Here is a 3,299-nt window from a genome sequence, read left to right as displayed (position 1 = left end):
CCTGCTCCCTCCGATTCCGATGCTGGTCGTTCCGGTGGCGATGGTGCATTGGCTTGGCATGGTTTTATTGTGCGCCGGGACGGGGAAATGTTCTGCAAAGCGGCGGCGCGGAATTTGGCTAGTGGAATGAGTGGGTTAGGGGCGGGTCAAGTCAGGAGGGAGTTGACTGCGACGAAGGCGGGCGGGAGAGGCGGGGTTGGGTCGGTTCCGGTTTGGCGACCACAGACTGACGACCGCTCTGAATGAGTGGTACTTGGGGATCGCGGCGAACTGTGCACATTCCTCGACACTGGGCGATTTGCGGGTAGTCATCGGACTCGATGAGTGCTTTGCGATTTTGCGCTCACACAAGCAGGCGGACCGAGTTCGTGGGACTCAGGTCAAGTGGCAGTGCTGGGCACGATGGAAGAGAAGAGAACGCCCGGCTTTTACCTCTGCGGCTTCTGGATCTTTCTGAAATCGAACGGTCGCAGTTCCTCAGGATGATTCCTGACATAGGTGAGGATGCGCTGACGCTTCTGAATACCTCTCGTTCCGTCGCCGTCGGGCGGGCAGAGGTCCGGCATCAATGCCGCCACTCGATGAAAGATGTTCTGCCAGCGCCGTTTGATGGCCGGCAAGGTGACGAAGAGAGCTTTCGTTGCAGCTAGATCATCCATTCCTTCCATCGCCAGATCGAGAAGCTCCTGCTCCTCCCGCGTGAAGCCAAACTGGGGATCGCGGTGACGGTGGAACAATGCGGCAGCGACGGAGCCTGGGTCGCCACGCATGGTTTCAGCGGTCGCCACGCTGAGAGCTCGTTGGGGATTCCATCTGGCATCAGGGTTGACCTTCCAATACTCTTCAAAGCGATCGACTATCTGGAAGGAGCGCAGTCCCTGAGCGTGCCAGAAATCCCGTTCGTCCACGCACTCCGACAGGATTCTCGAGAACCTATAACCTGCGTAGAGTTCCTGGTAACACTTCGCTAACAAGACTCGCACTTCCTGCACCTGCTCTGCGTCCAGGTGACCTTCCTTCCAACTCGTTTCGAGGACCACTTGATCGAGGTCGCCGCGGGTATTTGCATCGCGTACTTCTTCGTAGGTTGCGACGACCGAATTGCCGTCTAAAACGCTTTCAATGATTCGGCAGTTCAATCCGGGCGCGGGATTCCGCAGTTCAGCGTCGGCAAAGCTTTTCTTCACGAAGACGCCAAAGCCGAAGCCGACGATCTCGTTGCCATCTTTCCGCTGCAATTCAATCACCGCGCTGCGGGTGCCATGCGTCATGCCAAGGAGCCTATTCCACGCATCAAGGGCACGGTGAACCCCGACTCCCTCTGCGCCGTTTTTGGCGGGATGTAACTTAAGACACTCGGGGAGGTCCGTCGGGCGAGTTCTCCGCCAGCTCAGGAAAGCTTCCATGGGGAGTTCCAAAAGTATCCTAAAAGGCTATTGCAAGGGAGTCAGTGTCTGCCTAGAGTACACCTAAAGTTGCTTTGTTCTTCAGAATAATTCGACTCGGGTATTCCCGGTCCCCCAGATGCCCGTCCAGTAGGGCTTTTCCCCGTCGTGCGCAATGTAATGCCAATCGCAAGGAGGTTGTTATGAAACTGTTTCCATGGCTGAAGATCTGCGCCGGGGCGGCGCTGCTTGCTACGGTGTGCCTCGTAACTGTCCACGCGCAAAGTCCATCTCCCAATGTAACTGTCTTCGCCAAAGGATTGAATAATCCTCGTGGCCTCACCTTTGGGCCTGACGGCTATCTGTATGTCGCGGAAGGAGGCGCCGGCGGCACGGCATCCACGGTTGGTACCTGCGACCAGGTCATCGCTCCCGTTGGGCCGTACACCGGCGGCTACACTTCCCGCATCTCAAAAATCGATGCCAATGGAAATCGCACGACGGTAATCGACGGTCTGCCTTCCAGCCAGACCAGCCCGGATCAGGGCAACCTGGTCAGCGGCGTTGCTGACGTGGCATTTATCGGCAACACGTTGTACGCGCTCACTGCCGGCTCGGGATGTTCCCACGGCCTTGCAGGCACGACCAACGGCATCTTCAGGGTTAACACGAACGGCACCTGGGCCATGATCGCCGACCTGAGCGCTTACCAGAAAGCGCACCCGGTCGCGGACCCCAATCCGGACGACTTTGAACCGGATGGTACCTGGTACAGCATGGTCGCGGTGCGCGGAGAATTGTACGCGGTGGAGCCGAATCACGGGGAGCTGGACGCGGTTTCGCCGGATGGAACCATTCGCAGGATTGCCGATATTTCAGCAAGCCAGGGTCACATTGTGCCTTCAGCAATTGCTTACCACGGAAATTTCTATGTCGGGAATTTGAACACGTTCCCGATCGAAGAGGGTTCGTCAAAGATTCTGAAAATTACGCCGAGCGGCCATATCCAGACCGTTGTTACGGACGTGACAACCGTGCTCGGTGTGGCTTTTGATCACGCGGGCTACATGTACATCCTCGAAAACACCACCGGTAATCCATTCCCCACACCGGGTACCGGAAAGGTCCTTCGCGTTACGGATAGCGGTCTCGAGGAAATCGCCACTGGATTGTTTCTCCCAACTGCCATGACGTTCGGACCTGACGGCGCTCTCTATGTTTCCAATGTCGGCTTCGGGCCGCCGCCGGTCGGATTGGGCCAGATTGTTCGAATCGTCGTGCCGCCGGTCACGTACTAGCCTGCTGCAATGGCTGCAAATGGCGTCGCGGCATGTCTCTTCAACTCACGAACGACATGCCGCCCGCCATGAATTGCTGCCGATGATTTCGCTACGAAATCATCGGCATGATTCGGTGGGCAACAGGCCGCGCACTGTCGCAATGCCGGCGCAATGCCGGCTCGCCTTCCAGTTCGTAATCTTATTGTTGCTTGACTATATCGACCGAGATCTCCACCGCCCGGATCGTTCCTCTGTTCTCAAGCCAGTGTGTGGTGTTCCTATCCTCGGGCCAGCCGACCCCCGGCCCATAGTCCGTAGCGACGCCATTTCGATGGTCGGTGATCGTTCCTTGCAGGATGTAAACGATGCCTGGTCTGTCTTTATGGTCGTGAATCGGGCCAAAGACGCCTCCAGGCTCGATGGTCACCAAGCGCATTCGAAGTTGGCGCCCTGCCATGCCTTCAATCTCAGGGCCGAGGTCAACCGTTGCAAGTTGCCTTACCGTAACACCCTTCGTCTCAGGCGCCACGTGTTCGTTGCTCATCGTGTTCTCCTCTCTATACTTCCACTGATTCGATACAGGTACATTTTCAGGGATCCGCTGCCGCCAGGGAGCCGTGAATTGAAGCCGTCG

3 protein-coding genes are annotated in these 3,299 nt (G+C 57.3%); 1 reads left to right on the top strand and 2 read right to left on the bottom strand.

Annotation, left to right across the window (positions count from 1 at the left end; genetic code table 11):
* Positions 1-428: 428 nt before the first annotated feature.
* Complete coding sequence (locus tag ROO76_02270; GenBank protein MDT8066971.1) at positions 429-1,271, bottom strand: hypothetical protein; 843 nt, start codon at positions 1,269-1,271, stop codon at positions 429-431.
* A 317-nt stretch (positions 1,272-1,588) separates the two neighbouring features.
* Between ROO76_02270 and ROO76_02265 the strand changes: the two genes are divergently transcribed.
* Positions 1,589-2,683, top strand: coding sequence for a ScyD/ScyE family protein (locus ROO76_02265; GenBank protein ID MDT8066970.1), 1,095 nt, complete (start codon positions 1,589-1,591; stop codon positions 2,681-2,683).
* Positions 2,684-2,864: 181 nt separating this feature from the next.
* Here ROO76_02265 and ROO76_02260 read toward each other — a convergent pair whose 3' ends face one another.
* Positions 2,865-3,209: a cupin domain-containing protein gene (locus ROO76_02260; protein ID MDT8066969.1), complete on the bottom strand. Its 345-nt coding sequence runs from the start codon at positions 3,207-3,209 to the stop codon at positions 2,865-2,867.
* Positions 3,210-3,299 lie beyond the last annotated feature (90 nt).

It is taken from the genome of Terriglobia bacterium, from assembly GCA_032252755.1.
Lineage (GTDB): Bacteria > Acidobacteriota > Terriglobia > Terriglobales > Acidobacteriaceae > JAVUPY01.
Note: the sequence above shows the minus strand (reverse complement) of the source record. Positions and strands in the feature narration are given on the sequence as shown.

Coding starts and splice junctions, on each gene's coding strand:
- ROO76_02270 (MDT8066971.1), bottom strand. CDS start 1,271: ATGACGCATGGCACCCGCAGCGCGGTGATTGAATTGCAGCGGAAAGAT.
- ROO76_02260 (MDT8066969.1), bottom strand. CDS start 3,209: ATGAGCAACGAACACGTGGCGCCTGAGACGAAGGGTGTTACGGTAAGG.
- ROO76_02265 (MDT8066970.1), top strand. CDS start 1,589: ATGAAACTGTTTCCATGGCTGAAGATCTGCGCCGGGGCGGCGCTGCTT.